Annotated in this window: 17 protein-coding genes; 7 read left to right on the plus strand and 10 right to left on the minus strand. The window is 50.5% G+C overall.

Annotated features, from left to right (window positions below; genetic code table 11):
* Window positions 1–3 precede the first annotated feature (3 nt).
* Together Q394_RS0108345 and Q394_RS0108350 are read right to left on the minus strand one after the other, a co-directional pair.
* A complete protein-coding gene (locus tag Q394_RS0108345) occupies window positions 4–807 on the minus strand; it encodes a CbbQ/NirQ/NorQ/GpvN family protein (protein WP_028488883.1) in 804 nt (267 codons plus the stop codon).
* A gap of 87 nt (window positions 808–894) precedes the next feature.
* Complete coding sequence (locus tag Q394_RS0108350) at window positions 895–2,274, minus strand: ribulose-bisphosphate carboxylase (protein ID WP_028488884.1); 1,380 nt, start codon at window positions 2,272–2,274, stop codon at window positions 895–897.
* Window positions 2,275–2,439: 165 nt separating this feature from the next.
* Between Q394_RS0108350 and Q394_RS0108355 the strand changes: the two genes are divergently transcribed.
* Window positions 2,440–3,363, plus strand: a complete 924-nt coding sequence (locus Q394_RS0108355; protein ID WP_028488885.1) for a LysR family transcriptional regulator — start codon at window positions 2,440–2,442, stop codon at window positions 3,361–3,363.
* Window positions 3,364–3,377: 14 nt separating this feature from the next.
* On the opposite strand, the gene Q394_RS0108360 is transcribed toward Q394_RS0108355, so the two are convergent.
* Entirely contained in the window at window positions 3,378–3,785 is a 408-nt protein-coding gene (locus Q394_RS0108360) for a helix-turn-helix domain-containing protein (RefSeq protein ID WP_028488886.1), read from the minus strand.
* 4 nt (window positions 3,786–3,789) lie between these two features.
* Entirely contained in the window at window positions 3,790–4,077 is a 288-nt protein-coding gene (locus Q394_RS0108365; protein ID WP_028488887.1) for a type II toxin-antitoxin system HigB family toxin, read from the minus strand.
* 476 nt (window positions 4,078–4,553) lie between these two features.
* On the opposite strand from Q394_RS0108365, the gene Q394_RS22350 reads away from it, so the two are divergent.
* The 3 genes from Q394_RS22350 to Q394_RS0108380 are packed head-to-tail and all read left to right on the plus strand — an operon-like array spanning window position 4,554 to window position 6,059.
* Window positions 4,554–4,802 carry a hypothetical protein gene (locus tag Q394_RS22350; RefSeq protein WP_156946781.1) on the plus strand — a complete coding sequence of 83 codons (249 nt, stop codon included), beginning with the start codon at window positions 4,554–4,556 and terminating at the stop codon, window positions 4,800–4,802.
* 33 nt (window positions 4,803–4,835) lie between these two features.
* The gene (locus Q394_RS0108375) at window positions 4,836–5,117 is read left to right on the plus strand and encodes a helix-turn-helix domain-containing protein (RefSeq protein ID WP_028488889.1); all 282 of its coding nucleotides are present in this window, start codon (window positions 4,836–4,838) and stop codon (window positions 5,115–5,117) included.
* A 3-nt stretch (window positions 5,118–5,120) separates the two neighbouring features.
* The gene (locus tag Q394_RS0108380; protein ID WP_169735886.1) at window positions 5,121–6,059 is read left to right on the plus strand and encodes a reverse transcriptase family protein; all 939 of its coding nucleotides are present in this window, start codon (window positions 5,121–5,123) and stop codon (window positions 6,057–6,059) included.
* A 26-nt stretch (window positions 6,060–6,085) separates the two neighbouring features.
* On the opposite strand, the gene Q394_RS0108385 is transcribed toward Q394_RS0108380, so the two are convergent.
* The 5 genes from Q394_RS0108385 to Q394_RS0108405 form a co-directional block, all read right to left on the minus strand.
* The gene (locus Q394_RS0108385; RefSeq protein ID WP_028488891.1) at window positions 6,086–8,428 is read right to left on the minus strand and encodes a VWA domain-containing protein; all 2,343 of its coding nucleotides are present in this window, start codon (window positions 8,426–8,428) and stop codon (window positions 6,086–6,088) included.
* Window positions 8,429–8,449: 21 nt separating this feature from the next.
* Complete coding sequence (locus tag Q394_RS0108390) at window positions 8,450–9,259, minus strand: CbbQ/NirQ/NorQ/GpvN family protein (RefSeq protein ID WP_028488892.1); 810 nt, start codon at window positions 9,257–9,259, stop codon at window positions 8,450–8,452.
* Window positions 9,260–9,270: 11 nt separating this feature from the next.
* Complete coding sequence (locus Q394_RS0108395; protein WP_028488893.1) at window positions 9,271–9,582, minus strand: hypothetical protein; 312 nt, start codon at window positions 9,580–9,582, stop codon at window positions 9,271–9,273.
* A 106-nt stretch (window positions 9,583–9,688) separates the two neighbouring features.
* Window positions 9,689–10,045 carry a ribulose bisphosphate carboxylase small subunit gene (locus tag Q394_RS0108400; protein ID WP_028488894.1) on the minus strand — a complete coding sequence of 119 codons (357 nt, stop codon included), beginning with the start codon at window positions 10,043–10,045 and terminating at the stop codon, window positions 9,689–9,691.
* A 33-nt stretch (window positions 10,046–10,078) separates the two neighbouring features.
* Window positions 10,079–11,497, minus strand: a complete 1,419-nt coding sequence (locus Q394_RS0108405; RefSeq protein ID WP_028488895.1) for a form I ribulose bisphosphate carboxylase large subunit — start codon at window positions 11,495–11,497, stop codon at window positions 10,079–10,081.
* Window positions 11,498–11,655: 158 nt separating this feature from the next.
* Here Q394_RS0108405 and Q394_RS0108410 point away from each other — a divergent pair, with 158 nt between their 5' ends.
* The gene (locus tag Q394_RS0108410) at window positions 11,656–12,573 is read left to right on the plus strand and encodes a LysR family transcriptional regulator (protein ID WP_028488896.1); all 918 of its coding nucleotides are present in this window, start codon (window positions 11,656–11,658) and stop codon (window positions 12,571–12,573) included.
* Here Q394_RS0108410 and Q394_RS0108415 read toward each other — a convergent pair.
* Complete coding sequence (locus Q394_RS0108415; protein WP_028488897.1) at window positions 12,551–12,976, minus strand: hypothetical protein; 426 nt, start codon at window positions 12,974–12,976, stop codon at window positions 12,551–12,553. The two genes, Q394_RS0108410 and Q394_RS0108415, sit on opposite strands and share 23 nt — an antisense overlap.
* A 47-nt stretch (window positions 12,977–13,023) precedes the next feature.
* On the opposite strand from Q394_RS0108415, the gene Q394_RS0108420 reads away from it, so the two are divergent.
* Both Q394_RS0108420 and gyrA read left to right on the plus strand, forming a co-directional pair.
* Window positions 13,024–13,410, plus strand: a complete 387-nt coding sequence (locus Q394_RS0108420) for a hypothetical protein (protein ID WP_245606755.1) — start codon at window positions 13,024–13,026, stop codon at window positions 13,408–13,410.
* Between the two features lie 370 nt (window positions 13,411–13,780).
* Window positions 13,781–16,390, plus strand: coding sequence for a DNA gyrase subunit A (gene gyrA / locus Q394_RS0108425; protein ID WP_028488899.1), 2,610 nt, complete (start codon window positions 13,781–13,783; stop codon window positions 16,388–16,390).

Raw genomic sequence — 16,390 nt, forward strand, 5'->3', positions numbered from 1 at the left:
TGTTTATCCGAAGATCGCGTCAATCGCGTGGTTTAAGGTGCTGCGAATGTCCGCGTCATCGGTAATCGGGCTGACCAGTGCCATGCGGCAAGCATCGCCTGCATCAATTCCATCACGCATCAAATTTGCGGCGTACACCAGCAACCGGGTGGAAATGCCTTCATCCAGCCCGTGGCCTTTCAGGTTACGCGCGGTGTGGGCAATTTTCACCAGCTTATCAGCCATTGCAGCATCCACACTGGCCTCTTGCTGCAAAATGCTGGATTCCAGTTCGGCTGACGGGTAGTCAAAATCAAAAGCTACAAAACGTTGTTTAGTAGACTGTTTTAAATCTTTCATCAGGCTTTGATAGCCCGGATTGTAGGAAATCACCAACTGAAAATCAGGGTGCGCATTCACCAGTTCGCCTTTTTTATCCAGCGGCAAGGTGCGGCGGTGATCGGTCAGGGGGTGAATGACGACGGTCGTATCTTGGCGTGCCTCAACGATTTCATCGAGGTAGCAAATCGCACCAATGCGGGCGGCGGTGGTCAAGGGGCCATCCAACCAGCGTGTGCCATTGGCTTCGAGTAAATAGCGTCCGACCAGATCGGAGGCGGTCATGTCTTCGTTACAGGCCACGGTGATCAGTGGCTTGCCGAGTTTCCACGCCATGTGTTCGATGAAGCGCGACTTACCACAACCCGTCGGGCCTTTCACCATCACGGGTAGGCGGGAACGGTACGCGGCTTGGTACAGTTCGACTTCGCGTCCGGTGGCTTGATAAAAAGGCTCTTGCTGGATGGTGTATTGGGTAGCATCGGTCATGGGTGGGATTCCTGACAGCATGTTGGGAAGAGTGGAAAGCGCGAAGGGTGCGTTTGCACCCCCCACCTTACTGTGGTTGCTTGCGACTTATTTATGTACGCCCAGCTTTTCGCGCCAGCCTGGGTAGATCTTGTCTGCATCGCCAGGGAATGACTCGAATGCGCGAGCAAATTCTTTGTGCTCTTTCGCGAATTCGATTGGGTCAGCACCGGCTTTCCAGCACTCATACGATTGACGCAAGGAAATTGCACCAGCCGCTGGGCTGTCGATGTGACCGTAAGAGCCACCACCGGAAGTGTTGATAACGTTACCGTGACCCAGGTTCTCAAAGAAGCCTGGCAGACGCAGTGCGTTCATACCGCCCGAGATGATGGGCGTGGTTGGCTTCATGCCATACCATTTTTGGAAGTAAACTGGCCCTTGGCACTCGTCACGTTCGATCATGTACGCGATGTTTTTATCGCTGTTTTCGCCTTCCATTTTACCGTAGCCCATAGTGCCTACGTGGATACCGGAAGCACCTTGCAGACGTGACAGTTTCGCCAGTACAAACGCAGTGTAACCACGCAGTGCAGAGGGGGAAGTGATCATGCCGTGACCCGCGCGGTGATAGTGCAGGTATTGGTTAGGGTACTGGCGACGAGCAGTCGTGACCATGCCAGGGCCGCCAACGAAACCGTCAACCAAAAAGGCAACTTTGTCCGCATCCGGGCCAAACGCTTCGAGGATGAAGTCAGCACGGGCGCACATTTCGTAATGGTCGTCAGCGGTGATGTTGGCAGAGAACAGTTTCGCTTGACCAGTTTCGTCTTGTGCACGTTTCATTGCATCATAAACGAGTGGGTAAACTTTCTTGGCAGGGCAGAAAACTTGGTTGCCTTGTGGTTCATCGTTCTTGATGAAGTCACCACCCAGCCAGAACTGGTAAGCAGCCGCTGCGAATGGCTCTGGGCGTAGACCCAGTTTAGGCTTGATGATCGTACCCGCGATGTAACCACCGTTAACCACTGGACGACCCAGAATACGCCACATGTCAGAGATGTCTTTGGATGGTCCATCGAACAACTGGATGGCACGCTCAGGCACATAGAAGTCATGGATTTTGGCGTGTTTGATGTCGCCCATGCCTTGGTTGTTGCCGATAATCAGCGTCAACAGTGATACGACCATCATGCGGCCGTCAGTGATGTTACGGTCGAACAAGTCCAGTGGGTACGCGATACGCATATCTTCAGTGGCTTCGTCGATGTAGTACACTAGTGCGTCAACACCCTTGGTGAAGTCGTCAGTGGTGGAAACTTCAACGTTTGTACCGGTGGAAGATTCGGCCGCGAAATGCGCTGCTGCTTCCAGGTAGCCATGACCTGGCTGTGGCATCATTTTGTAAGCAACCAGAATGTGCTTACCACCTGCGATTAGGTCTTCTTCTTTCAGACTAAGATCTGTGTAGCGTCCAGATTGGTCCATGACTCTCTCCTCAGTATGAGTAAAAATAGTGCGATAACTTTTAGTGGGCGTAAGTATAAGCGATGCTTAAGATAAGAGAAACTCATTTATTCTTACTTAAACATCAGTCTTAATTATGTTATTCTGACGACAAGAAACCCTGAATTTCTGAGTAAATTAGTTAAGATGCACATTTCCTTCCGCCAGATCCAGATCTTTCAAACCGTTGCCCAAACGGAAAACTTTACCCGCGCAGCAGAGTTGCTGCACATGACACAGCCTGCCATATCGATGCAGGTCAAGCAATTGGAAGAAAACGTGGGTTTGTCGTTATTTGAGCGCCAAGGCAAGCGCATTGTGATGACGGCAGCAGGGCGGGCGATGCACACTTACGCTTGCGAAATTTCCGCCAAGTATCAAGGCATGGTGGAAACGCTGGAGGAGTTGAAGAATGTGCATCAGGGGTATATTAAGGTATCGGCGGCGAATACTTCGATTTACTTCATTACCCGAATGCTGGCGGGCTTTTCCGAACAAAATGAAGGTATTACCGTTTCCCTGAATATCACCAACCGCAAAACGCTGGTGGAACAGTTGCAGAATTATGACGCTGATTTGGTGGTGATGGGCGAACCACCCGCCAACCTTGATCTGCATTCGCAGCGGCTGATGTGTAACCCGCTGGTATTGATTGCACCGGCGAATCATCCGCTGGCGGGGCAGAAAGATATTCCGGTATCTGCCATTATTGGCGAAAAGTTTGTGGTGCGTGAGCCGGGGTCGGGAACGCGGGCAGCGATTGAACGTTTCTTTGCCGAACACGGGCATACGTTTTCGAGTACGCTGGAAATGGGTAGCAATGAGTCGATTAAATATTCGGTGATTGCCGGGCTGGGGTTGGGAATTGTGTCATTACACAGCATCCAACTGGAACTGGAAACCCATTCGTTGAGCATACTGGATGTGGAAAATTTCCCGATCCAGCGTTACTGGCATATTGTTATGCGGGAGGGTAAGTGGCTTTCCCCAGCGGCGCAGGCGTTTAAGGAGTATGTGATTGCGGAAGCGGCGAATTATTCGCAGGATTACCAGCGGCTTTTGTTGGCTTGATAGAGCAGCAAAATTTACCTAAGAAATACTTGTGCAGGTACACCGAAACGCTCACTTAATGCACGAATGTGTCGCACATTCAAATCACGTTTGCCGTTGAGGAGTTCGGATATAACCCCTTGGCTAGCAATTTCAGTTAAATCTGCCTGCCCAACATCATGGCTTTCCATCAAGAATTTGAGTGCATCAATGCCAGTAGCAGGAATGGGGGGCACATGGGCATCTTCATACTGGGCAACCAAGTCAGCCATCCGGTCAGCCAGTGTGGCGAGCGGATGGTTTTCGTCAGCACCGCCCGCATCCAGCACGGTATCTAAGGCTTCAACCAGTGCGTTATAGTCGTCTTCGGTTTGAGGCAACAGCAACAACGGGGCAACATAGCACCAGTGTTCCATTGCAGTTTTAACGGCGATTGCACCCATGGCTTCATTCCTTCCAGTTGTCTTTGTCGTATTCACTATGGGTCAAGATCGCACGGATATAGACCTTTGCTGTCTTGAAGTGAATGGCGGTAATCAGGCGTAGCTTGTTGCCGCCTATGTTGAATACATATAGATCGCCTACTTTGTCCACACTGTTGAAGGCATTTCTCAGATCGGCAAAATTGCTGAAATCCGTGCCTTTCATCAGCAAATACCAACCCCGCAAGGCGGTTTCACAATCAGGGTATCTTTCTTCTGCTTCAATGATCCGTTTGCGGGTGATGATGTGCATAGGCTGTCCTTGTTCGTTTGTTATTACTTTATCTCAAAATGAGATTTATGCAAGTGATTTTTAATCATGATGTACGTTTGAGGTTATTTAAACTCTTTTTTTGACTCACAGTAAAAAATTATTGACTGGATTGGGCGTTTCTCTATAATGACTACCTATGACTAGGTGTTACCGCCTAGATGCTCTTTAAGACACGAAAATCTAAGTTTCTGAACCCGCAAAAGGCTCAACACTTTGAGTCGGTCATAAGTTTAAGTTGTGACCAACTACCCGTGGGCATGTGGCTAGACGATGCAACGCCGGATGTTATCCAGTGCGCGAGCGGAGCGAATAGCAACATACATAATCTACACGACGGGCGGTGCTTACAGCACCGCAAAGAGAGTGACCTGTGCTCCTATGTCATTTCTACTCGGATCAGAAACGCATTGACGACGGGTGCAATTTCGCATCGAGTAGTTGATATAAGGATTTTTATGAGCAATCAAGTGTACTTAAATGACTCCATTAACACCTTGAAGAAAATTCAAGAAGAAATGGAAAAGCATGATGACATTGGGAGCAGCACTCGCATGGAGTTGAGTCGGGCAATCAAACAGTTAGAGCTATATGCTCTTGGGGAAAAAGAAGACATGGACCATAATGAAATTATCCAATTAATTGGAAAGTTCATTGGGGCTATGCCAGCTATTGCCAAGCTGATTGAAATGTTTGTTCAACATTAAAACTGTGCAATGTGCAGCAGGTCACTAATTTTTATGAATATCGGTAATGCCATTAAACTTTGCAGAACACAGAAAGGTTATACACAATCAAAACTTTCTGAAAAGGCAAATATTTCAGTATCTTACCTTTCTTTGTTGGAAAAAGGGAAAAGAGATCCAAACTTATCCACGCTTCAAGATATTTCAACGGCTTTAGAAGTCCCGACTAGCATTCTTATGTTTCTTGCCTCTGATAAAGAAGAACTTGATGGTATTTCAGAAGAACTAGCTGAAAAACTGTCATTAACAGTACTAAAGTTAATATCAGCAAAATAAATTGTGAGTGCATATTATCCACATAAGCCTATTGCGAGTATCGAGTCTTTAGCTAAAACATTAGATGTTACTGAAGCTGAATTACTGGAAGTTGCTCAAAATTCTGATTCACTTTTCTTTGTGGCGAAGTGTGTAAAGAAAGAAAATGGAAAAGTAAGAGTTACTTACGATGCTAGACCAGCGCTTAAAAATATTCACGATAGAATTAAAATAGCATTGTTTAGGGTTGTGAAATATCCTTTTTATCTTCAAGGTGGGATTTCAGGGCGAGATTACATTTCAAATACTAAAATTCATGCGGGAAAGAAATTTTTAATAACAGAAGATGTGTCAAATTTTTTTCCTTCTATTCAGGATTCAGTTGTTAAAAAAATGTGGTTATACTTCTTCCACTTCTCTCCTGAAGTTGCAGATGTTTTGACAAAGCTAACTACACACAATGGATTTGTTCCGCAGGGAGCAAAAACAAGTGGATATATTGCCAATTTGATTTTGTGGGATAAAGAGCCAGTGCTTGTGGAATACCTTAGAAAAAAAGGAATGAGTTACTCACGCTTAGTCGATGATATTACAATATCTTGTGATTATAAGCCATCGAAAAAATTACTAGCCTCTATGATTTCAGATGTTTATGGGATGTTACTTTCAAAAGATGTTAAGCCTAATAGAGGCAAACATAAAATCATGACTCAAGGAGAAAAACAAAGAATCCACAACTTAAATGTTGATAAAGGAAGACCCTCACTACCTAAAAGTAAGCGTGCTGATATTAGGGCAGCCGTTTTTCAATGCGAGGAAATGGCGAAATATGGCAGAAAAACAGAAGAATACAATAAGTTATTTAATAGCACTGTCGGACGTGTGGCAACAATGAAAAGATTACATCCAACGCAAGCAACAATACTAAGAAATCGCTTGGACATGATTAAGCCAAAGAAATAGGCGAGGTATTTCTTTGGCAAGTCAGTTTACTTCGTCAAACTCGCAAACAACAACGGCAACTGTTCCGGCAAACGATCCACATGGTCAATAACCGTGTAGTTGTTCTGCCCGAAAATCCTTTTCACATAATCATCCGCATGTGGGTCTAACGTCAGGCAGTAGGTCAACACACCTTGCGTATACAGCTCTTCCACCGCCTTCTTGGTGTCAAGGCGCAGATGTTGCGGGTCGCGCTCGTCAATATCCGCCGGTTCGCCATCCGTGACCAGCAAGATCAGCTTACGGCGTTCCGGTTGCTTGAACAAATGGTGTGCGGCATGGCGCAAAGCCGCACCCATACGGGTCGACAATCCACCTTTCATGCCTGCCAGTCGTGATCTGGCTTCATCATCAAAATGCTGGTTGAAATCTTTCAAGCGGTAATACTGCACATCATGCCGCCCATCAGAGGCAAAGCCATGAATCGCATACGGGTCGCCGATTCCCTCCATCGCCGTCGCCACCAGCGTCGAGGCTTCGCGGGTCAGTTGCAGCACGCTTTTGTCGGAACCCTGCATCGGTTCATTGGTCGATTCAGACAAATCCAGCAAGACCACCACGGCCAAATCACGGCTTTTCAGCACATTACGCATGGTGATACGTGGGTTAGGCTGCTCGCCCATGCGGATGGAAATCATCGCATCGACCGCCGCATTGATGTCCACTTCGTCGCCGTCTTCCAGACCACGTTGACGTTGCACACCTGCCGGAGTCAGCAAGTCGATAATCTGCTTGATGCGGTGCGCGACGGGGCGGTAAGCATCCACAATATCGCGAATATCGTCCGGGTCGCCGCGTTTCTGGCGACGTTCGTACAGCGTCACCCAGTCCGGGCGGTGCAATTGGATGTGGTAATCCCACTCATGGTAGTGGAATGGGTCAGAAATCGGCTCTTTCCCCCACATCTGATTGAATGTTTTGGTGTTATCGGTCAAATCATCTTCATACGGGCGCATTTCGGTGGCACACGTCCAGATTTCCTGCGCATCATCCCCCGCCAGCTCGCAATCGACTTCGTTCGCCATTTCGATCACGCTGACCTGACGGCGTACTTGCTGCTGGCTGGCAGGCACGTATTCAAAGCCTGCTTCCCACGCAAATTCCTCATAGACCCACACGAAGCGGTTATCGTCGCGGAACGGGATGCGAATCCGCTCCAAAATCCGCAAACTCGGCACTTCGCGGCGGCTGGTGAACAGGTTAAACAGCTCAACCCCCATGCGCCATGCAAAATTCGGGTCATCCTGTTTTTCGGCAATGTTAGCGTGGAAGTTCTCCGCAAATTGCTGCAATTCAGGGTCATCACCGCGCACGTTAGCATCCAACAGCATCAGCGCCAGATGTTCTAGCAACAGCATGGTGGGGTGTTCCACCTTGCCGTCGTATTCTGCGGTCAGCAAGCGGCTCCACAAGGTTTTTAGACCGGGGAAGGCTTGCGCTGCCTTGTATTCGACCCGCGCATCCTCCACAAAGCCGATGAAAAACATCTGTGCCGGGCTTAACTGTTCCGCCGACAATGCTTTGTTGGTGTACATCAAATGCGCAGCCATGTGCGCGGCGGTGGCGCGGTACAATTCCAACCCCGGAATATCGCCGATGTCATCCACCGCATCCGGCATGTGGAAAATCCGGTGCTCAATGTACGGGCGGAAGTCGGTGTAATCAGCACCCGTGGGGCGCAGGAAAAAGTCGCGTGCCCACAAGGCTCGCAGGTAAAAATTCAGTTTGCGCTGGGTTTTGACGAACAGCACTCCGCGCCGTTCTTTCTGCAAAGTGGCGCGGCTATCCGCTGATGCCAGATTAAAATACTTCGTTAGGTTATTGAAATCACGGCGATAAGCTTGCGCCCCGAAATTCGCCCAGCGGCGCAGGCCGCTCAAGGTCAACTTGGAAAGTAATTCATCCAGATGCCCAAACATCGGGCGTAACCCGCGTGCGGCAGTAGAGGAAAGTTGGTGGATCAGGGTCAAATAGCCGCGCACCAGTTCCGCATCACCCAAATGACGCGAAGCCGTTGGCAAGCTTGACAGCAGCAGGGCAATGACCTCGCCCGAAGCCATCGACGACAGTTTCAGCGCGGCGGTGACGCAATCGGGGATAATGTCTTCGCCGCACTCTTTGGCAACTTGGGGAATTTCCTGCAAATAGGTCAACACTACATCGTTGCCGCGACCCAATTGACACAGGGCTTTCGCACCATCCAGATAGTCTTTCACGCCAGCGGGCGACATCATGCGAGAGGCTTCCTGATAGGAAGCATCCAGCACCACACGCACTTCCGGTGTTATTTTTTCCAGAAATTCCCGGTATTCTTCAAGATGAATCGCCATAACCTGCCACCATTTTACTGTTTACCCAAAGAACGTTTGTACTGCTGCATTCAGCGTATCGCGCATGTCTGGGTCGTCAGTCAGCGGTGTTACCATGGTCATGGTACAAGCGGCTTGCGGTGCAACGCCTTTGCCGATTAATTGTCCTGCGTAAACCAGCAAACGGGTGGAAATGCCTTCATCCAGACCGTGGCCTTTGAGGTTACGCGCGCGGTGGGCAATTTGTACCAGCTTCGCGGCTGTCTTTTCGTCAACGCCGGATTCTTTGGAAACGATAGCCACTTCAATCGCTTCGCGCGGGTAATCAAAGTCAAGTGCACCGAAACGTTGCTTGGTGGATTGTTTCAAATCCTTCATCAGGCTTTGATAGCCGGGGTTGTAGGAAATGACCAACTGGAAATCGGGGTGCGCTTCGATCAGCTCGCCTTTTTTGTCCAGCGGTAGGGTGCGGCGGTGGTCAGTCAGTGGGTGGATAACAACGGTGGTATCCTGACGGGCTTCCACGACTTCATCCAGATAGCAGATTGCACCCATGCGAGCGGCTGTTGCCAGTGGGCCGTCTTGCCATTTGGTGCCATCTTTATCCAGCAGGAAACGCCCCACCAGATCGGATGCCGTCATGTCTTCATTACATGCTACGGTGATCAGCGGACGTTTCAAGCGCCATGCCATGTGTTCGACGAAACGCGATTTGCCGCAGCCGGTTGGGCCTTTCAACATCATCGGCATACGTGCGCTGTAAGCGGCTTCGTACAGGGCAATTTCATCCCCGACCGGTTCGTAGTAAGGCTCGGTTTTTACGACATACTGGTTTGGGTCAACAGCAGACATGACAAGTCCTCTTATTTATCGTCTTCGAGTTCGTGTTCGCCACACCAGCCCTCGACACGGGCTTTTTCGATGGCTGCCCCGTGGATGCGTTGGTGACGTTCGACAAGTTCTGGCGGTAAGTGGCTGACCAAACAGCCATATTTATCCCACTCGGCATTGACCTTTTGTAATACGGAGTCAATCCCGGCTAGGTTCCAGCCTTCACAGGTTTGCGTTTCAGGCAAAATGCCGAATACCCAAGCGTCGCGGATAATCTTACCAATGCTGGTCATGCCGCCTTGGATGTCCTTGTCGATGCCGATGTAAGTATTGGGTTTATTCATGATGCGCTCCTGATAGGGTTGGATAATAAGGGCGTATGCAATACGCCCCTACGAGGTTGGTGTAGGGGCGTATTGTATACGCCCTCCACACACTGTCACCCCTTAATCAGACGGTTTTACCACGGAAGATAACCATGGAAGCACCTGCGCACTGTGCATAGTTGTCCAGACCCAGCAAACGAACGTGATTGTTCGGGTGCGCGGCGTGACAATTGTTCAGTTCAGCCAATATCGCATCAACGCTGGTTTCACCGAACATGGGCAGTTTCCACATGTACCAGTAGTTGCCGAATGCATTGGCCGGTTCAGTGTGCTCGATCGAAGGGTTCCAGCCCTTGTTCACGATGTACTGAATCTGCTTGCGGGTTTGATCCGCATCCAGTGCAGGCAGGTAAGAGAAAGTTTCAAACTTGCGGCTGTCAGCATTGCTCAAGCTTGATTTGTAGTCTTGTACATCACTCATGTGAGTTACTCCAGAATAAGTTTAAAGAATCAATTACTTGTGTGCGACGTCAAGTTTGTCAACGGTATCGAACTCGAACTTGATTTCTTTCCAGGTTTCCATGGCGATTTTCAGTTCAGGGCTGGACTTCGCTGCATTAGTGAGGATGTCCTTGCCTTCTTTTTCCAGTTCACGACCAGAGTTACGCGCTTCGACGCAAGCTTCAACCGCGACACGGTTGGCTGCTGCACCGGCTGCGTTACCCCAAGGGTGACCCAGAGTACCACCACCGAATTGCAGTACGGAGTCATCACCAAAGATGTTAACCAGCGCAGGCATGTGCCAGACGTGGATACCACCGGATGCAACCGGGATGACGCCAGGCATGGAGCCCCAATCTTGATCGAAGAAGATACCGCGTGAACGGTCTTCCTTGATGAAAGAGTCGCGCATGATGTCGATCCAGCCCAAAGTGGCTTCACGGTCGCCTTCCAATTTACCCACAACCGTACCGGAGTGCAGGTGGTCGCCGCCTGACAGACGCAAAATCTTGGTCAGAACGCGGAAGTGGATGCCGTGGTGCGGGTTGCGGTCAAGAACCGCGTGCATCGCACGGTGAATGTGCAGCAACATGCCGTTGTTTTGGCACCATTGCGCCAACTGGGTGTTGGCCGACAGACCACCCGTCAGGTAGTCATGCATGATGATAGGTGCACCGATTTCTTTCGCGTATTCAGCGCGGCGCATCATTTCATCAGAAGTCGGAGCTGTAACGTTCAGGTAGTGACCTTTGCGTTCGCCCGTTTCGGCTTCAGCTTTGTGGATCGCTTCCATAACGAAGTCAAAACGGTGTCTCCAGCGCATGAACGGCTGTGAGTTAACGTTTTCGTCATCCTTGGTGAAGTCCAGACCGCCGCGCAGACCTTCGTAGCACGCACGACCGTAGTTCTTCGCAGACAGACCCAGCTTAGGCTTGATGGTGCAACCCAGCAGTGGACGGCCATATTTGTTCATGATGTCACGTTCAACTTGGATACCCTGTGGTGGGCCATTACAAGTCATAACGTAAGCAATTGGGAAGCGGATGTCTTCCAGACGCAGGGCGCGGAGGGCTTTAAAGCCGAATACGTTACCCACCAATGAAGTCAGTACGTTGACCACGGAACCTTCTTCAAACAGGTCGATTGGGTAAGCCACGAATGCGTAGAAGCAAGTGTCATCGCCGGGTACGTCTTCGATCGCGTAAGCGCGGCCTTTGTAGTAATCCAGGTCGGTCAGCAGGTCAGTCCAAACCGTTGTCCATGTACCTGTGGAGGATTCTGCTGCAACCGCTGCGGCTACTTCTTCACGTGGTACGCCAGCCTGTGGAGTGATTTTGAAGCAAGCCAAAATGTCGGTATCTTTCGGGGTGTAGTCCGGCATCCAGTAAGTTTCGCGGTATTCTTTAACACCAGCGCTGTAATTCTTAGCCATGAAGTAAGTGCCTCCAACGAGCGTAATTGACAAATAATCTGTATAAACAACAAGCATGTCTTGCTGATGGGGCTAAGTATGGCAAAGTGTAGGTATAATTGAAACTCAATAATGAAACATGTAGATATAAGCATCGCTGATGTTTTTAGGAGGAGCAGATGCCGTACTCATTGAGCCAGATCCGTATTTTTGAAGCGGTTGCCCAGTACGAAAGTTACACCCGTGCGGCTGAAAAGCTGTTCATGACCCAACCTGCCGTATCCATGCAAATCAAGCAGTTGGAAGAATATAGTGGCTTGGCGCTATTTGAGCGACAAGGCAAGAAGATGTGTCTGACCCCAATTGGTAAGGAGGTGCAGCAGTATGCTAGTCGCGTCTTGCAAGCGCATAACGATATGCTGGGGGCAATGAAAGAACTCAAAGGCGTGAAGGGTGGACACCTGATTGTATCGGTAGCGACTACTGCTAATTATTTTGTCACGCAACTACTGGCAGAATTTTCCCGCCAACACGAAGGTATCAATATTACGTTGGATGTGACCAACCGCCATACCTTGCTGGATCAATTGGAAAACCACGAGCCAGACATGGTGATTATGGGCGAGCCGCCGAAAGGGCATGGCTTGCAATCCGAGCGTTTGATGGCCAATCCGCTGGTAGTGATTGCCGCGCCTAATCATCCGCTGGTTAGTATCGATCGCCCATTATTACTGAGTGATGTGTTGGCGGAACGCTTTATCGTGCGGGAAAAAGGCTCAGGAACCCGCAGCGCGATCGAGCGCCACCTGCATAAACACAGTGCTAGTTGCAAAAATACACTGGAAATGCGCAGTAATGAAACCATCAAACACGCGGTGGAAGCGGGCTTGGGTTTGGGGATTGTGTCGATGCACACCATCCAGCCGGAACTGGATAGTGGACGCTTGGTTGTATTGAATGTGGGAAATTTCCCGATCCAGCGTCACTGGCACATCGTCATGCGTAAGGGCAAACGTTTATCGCCGATTGCCCGCGAATTCAAACGCTTTGTGATGGCGGAAGCACCGCGTTTCGTCAAGAGCGCTGTGGGAAAGTGACCACTTTGCGTGTGGCGGTGGTGGGGCGTTCTTGTTGGCGTAGCCGTCCCGCCAGTAATTTCACATGCTGGAAAAATTCCCCTTGCGCCCGCTGCATGTTTTCCAGCGCTTCGGGTTTGTAATATTCCAGCATGTATGGCACGGGGTCGCTGAGGGATTCGCGTGTTTGCGGGTGAAAATACCGCCATGCAAATTCAATCTCGGCCTTGTGGTGGGAGGCAACAAAAATCACTTCCTCATGGTCAATCACTGCCATGACTTGCATGGTGCGGATGGGGACAAATACACACGGTTTGCCGCTGAAATCCAGCAGCAAGCGCATCGCATTGTAGTGGGGGGCGGACAGGGTACGTGTTTCAAACCCAAGCACGTCGCCGCGATAAAAACTTTCGTATTGTGGCATGATCTACCTCCGTTACCTGAGCTTATTGTGAAACAGGAGAGGCGCAAATGCCAATGTCCGAAAAACCGGAAAGACTATTGTTGAGTGTGGTGGAGTTGGGTGGCTACCCCGATTTTACCCCCCTGTACCAGCGTTTGGGCTACAACGTGGCGCGGGAAACCAGTATGCGTAAGGTGCTGCAATTCCTGAAAAAAAACACCCCGGCGGTGATCGTGGCGGAGTTTAATTTCCAGTCGGATTTTCGTGACCGTACCAGTAGCCTCGAATCCATGATGGCGGTGGTGCAACGCTTTACGGATACGCGGGTGGTGGTGTTTTACGACCGCGAATACGCGCATCAGTTGGCGCGGTTGGAAGAGCGTTTTCCGTTGGTGACGTTGGCTTTTCCGATTACTGAGGCTGATCTTGAGCGGGTGTTGTCGTTACACCCATAGCCGTTCAAAACAACTGCCATCGGCGAGGCGATAGACTGAAAATCCCGCTCATCCACCGTCAGAATATGCCTGATTTTGAGCATTAACCCATGCGGTGGTGCTTGGCTCGCAGTTTCTCCCAGATTTGGCGTTTCATCGGGTCAGTGGGGGCGGCGGCAAGGCTATCCGCGCCCCATGCGCCGCGCTACCATCGTCAGCATGTGTTGCTCTTCCGGTGGAAGTCGTACAGAAATTGTTATGGCTGTCATACCGTAATACAAGATGAAATGAGTGTGGCGGGTTTGATATGAATCCACGATGTCTAATGCGCACATCCTTACTTTTTCTGGTATAATCGCGCACTTCATGATTTAGGTGATCGAACAATAATATGGCCACATTTGCCAAGGAAATTATCCCGGTTAATCTCGAAGATGAAATGCGTCAGTCCTATCTGGACTACGCGATGAGTGTCATCGTCGGGCGTGCTTTACCAGACGTGCGCGACGGTTTGAAACCCGTACATCGTCGCGTGTTGTTTGCCATGAGTGAACTTGGCAACGACTGGAACAAGTCTTACAAAAAATCTGCGCGTATCGTCGGTGACGTGATCGGTAAATACCATCCGCACGGTGATACGGCTGTGTACGATACGATGGTGCGGATGGCGCAACCGTTTTCACTGCGCTACATGCTGGTGGACGGGCAGGGTAACTTCGGTTCCGTGGATGGTGACTCACCAGCAGCGATGCGTTATACCGAAGTGCGTATGTCCAAGGTGGCTCATGAGTTGCAAATGGACATCGACAAAGAAACCGTCGATTTCGTCCCCAACTACGATGGCAACGAAAAAGAACCCAGCGTATTCCCCACGCGCATTCCCAACCTGCTGGTCAACGGTTCTTCCGGTATCGCGGTCGGGATGGCGACCAATATTCCGCCCCACAACCTGACCGAAACGGTCAATGCTTGTCTGGCATTGCTCTCCGACCCGGATATGGACATCAGCGATTTGATGGAATACCTGCCGGGGCCAGATTTCCCGACGGCCGGTATCATTAACGGCGCACGCGGTATCCGCGAAGCCTACACGACAGGGAAAGGCCGCATCTACGTCCGCGCCCGTGCCACTGTCGAAGTCGATGCCCGCACGGGTCGCGAAACCATCATCGTCACCGAGTTACCCTATCAGGTCAACAAGGCACGTTTGCTGGAAAAAATCGCCGAACTGGTGAAAGAGAAAAAGATCGAAGGCATTTCCGAGTTGCGCGACGAGTCCGACAAGGACGGGATGCGCATGGTGATCGAACTCAAGCGCGGTGAATCCGGCGACGTTCTCATCAATAACTTGTACAAGCAAACCCAGATGCAGAGCGTGTTCGGCATCAATATGGTGGCGCTGCTCGATGGTCAGCCGCGCTTGCTGAACCTGAAAGACATCCTTTCAGCCTTCCTGCGTCATCGCCGCGAGATCGTGACCCGCCGCACCATTTTTGAAGTACGCAAAGCGCGTGAACGTGCCCATATCCTCGAAGGTTTGGCGGTAGCGTTGTCGAATATCGACGACATTATTACGCTGATTAAATCTGCGCCTAGCCCAGCGGATGCGAAACTAGGTTTGGTGGCGCGTGCTTGGAATGCAGGCATTGTTAGCGACATGCTCAGCCGTTCCGGTGCCGATACTTGTCGCCCGGACGATCTTCCAGAGCAATACGGTTTGCGCCCAGACGGTTACTGGCTGTCTGAAGTACAAGCGCAAGCGATTCTGGATTTACGCCTGCACCGCCTGACAGGTTTGGAAAAAGACAAAATCCTTGCTGAATACCGCGAATTGCTGGAAAAGATTGCCGATTTGCTGGAAATTCTTAGTAATCCTGACCGCTTGCTGCAAGTGATCCGTGATGAATTGCTGCTGATCCGTGACACTTACGGTGATGCTCGCCGCACTGAAATCAACGTGGTCGGCGAAGACCTGTGCATGGAAGACCTGATTGCTGACGAAGAAGTCATGGTCACCTTCTCGCACGCCGGTTACGCCAAAGCGCAAACCCTCGACACTTACCGTGCGCAAAAACGCGGTGGACGGGGCAAAGCCGCCACGTCAATGAAAGACGAAGACTTCATCGAAAAGCTGTTCGTTGCCAGTATGCACGACACCTTGCTGTGCTTCTCCAGCCGTGGGCGCATGTACTGGCTGAAGGTATACCAGTTACCAATGGGCGGACGCGGTGCACGCGGTAAACCGATGGTCAATTTGCTGCCACTGGAAGAAGGCGAACGCATTAATGCGGTGTTGCCGATCCGCGAATACGCCGAAGACAAATACATCTTCATGGCAACGTCAGAAGGTACGGTAAAGAAAACCTCACTGGCTGATTTCTCGCGCCCACGTACTGCTGGGATCATTGCCGTTGACCTGCGTGATGGTGACCAATTGGTCGATGTCGCCGTGACTAACGGTGACAACGAAGTCATGCTGTTCAGCACTTCCGGCAAGGCCATCCGTTTCCACGAATCCGACGTGCGGGCGATGGGGCGTACTGCCGCTGGTGTGCGTGGTATTCGTTTGGAAGAAGGTCAGGAAGTAAACGCGCTGATTATTCTGGGCGAAGGTGAATTGCTGATTGCCACCGAAAATGGCTACGGCAAACGTACCCGCGCCGAAGAATTCTCGCAGCAAGGTCGCGGTGGGCAAGGTGTGATTGCCATCCAGACTTCCGACCGTAACGGTAATGCGGTCGGCGCTGTGCAGGTGCGTGAAGAATGTCAAATCATGCTCATCACCGACGGTGGTACGTTAGTGCGCACGCCGGTGGTAGACGTTTCCATCGTGGGTCGTAATACGCAGGGCGTCACCCTGATTCGCCTCAGTGAGGGTGAAAAGCTGGTGCAAGTTGCCCCGATTTTGACCGACGCCAGCGATGAAGAAGGTGATGCTGCCGAACTGACTGAGATGAGCGAAGCCGCTGACGTTACCGATACAATTGATGATCAGGAATAA

Source organism: Thiothrix lacustris DSM 21227 (assembly GCF_000621325.1).
GTDB lineage: Bacteria > Pseudomonadota > Gammaproteobacteria > Thiotrichales > Thiotrichaceae > Thiothrix > Thiothrix lacustris.